Consider the following 955-nt stretch of genomic DNA (forward strand, 5'->3'; position numbering starts at 1 on the left):
ATCTATAGATGACATCAAAAAAGCAGTAGGAAGGAAATGAAAAAACTTCTTGAAAGGAGTAGAAGTGGTAAAGATAGCGTTAGCTTTAGATGTTGAAAACGATAAAATTGCATACAAAATATTAGATGAGATAGAAGAAAAATTGATAATCAAAATAGGATACGCACTTTTTATAAAGTACGGTAAAGAGATAGTAAAAAACATAAAAGACAGAGGATTTGAACTTTTTTTAGACTTAAAGCTTCACGATATTCCAAATACAGTTTACAATGGAGTAAAAGGGGCAGTACAGCTACAAGCAGATTATCTAACAATCCATACCCTTGGTGGTTTAGATATGATAAAAAAAGCGGTAGAAGCAAAAGAAAACTCAAATCTGAAACTTTTAGGTGTTACTGTACTTACCAGTCATGGAAAAGATTACATAGATTATATAGGAAGTAAATACTCATTGGAAGATTTAGCTTTAAAACTTGCTAAAAATTCAATTGATTATGGATTAGATGGTATAGTTTGCTCTTCTAATGAAGTAAAATTTTTAAAAACTTCAATAGAAAGAACTTTTTTAGCTGTAGTTCCCGGAATAAGGTTAACATCAGAAAAAACAGATGACCAAACAAGAATAGCAACACCTGACCAAGCTGTAAGGAATGGAGCCGACATTTTAGTTATAGGAAGACCTATTTTACAATCTCAAAACAAAAACCAAACAATAAAAAAAATCAAGGAAATGATAAATGAAGCAAGGAGTTAGTTTAAAACTCCAAAATAAGTTAAAACTCACATTAGCTTTAAAGCAACAGTTAAACATTATTACACTTCCTAAAACAGAGTTAATTGAGGAAATAAATAAAGAGCTACAAGAAAACCCATTTTTAGAGGAAATCTCTTACATTCAACCTCAACCTGAAATAGAAAATCCGACCATATACGATGAAGATGAAGAGTTAAACCC

General features: G+C 30.6%; 1 protein-coding gene and 1 pseudogene. Both read left to right on the plus strand.

Annotation, left to right across the window (positions count from 1 at the left end):
• Positions 1-49 precede the first annotated feature (49 nt).
• A complete protein-coding gene (gene pyrF, locus NE054_RS08430; protein ID WP_297890550.1) occupies positions 50-754 on the plus strand; it encodes an orotidine-5'-phosphate decarboxylase in 705 nt (234 codons plus the stop codon).
• Positions 738-955 (plus strand): annotated as a pseudogene (locus NE054_RS08435) (RNA polymerase sigma-54 factor); the annotation flags it as partial. The gene pyrF and the pseudogene NE054_RS08435, both read left to right, overlap by 17 nt.

It is taken from the genome of Sulfurihydrogenibium sp. (genome assembly GCF_027448985.1).
Classification (GTDB): Bacteria; Aquificota; Aquificia; order Aquificales; family Hydrogenothermaceae; genus Sulfurihydrogenibium.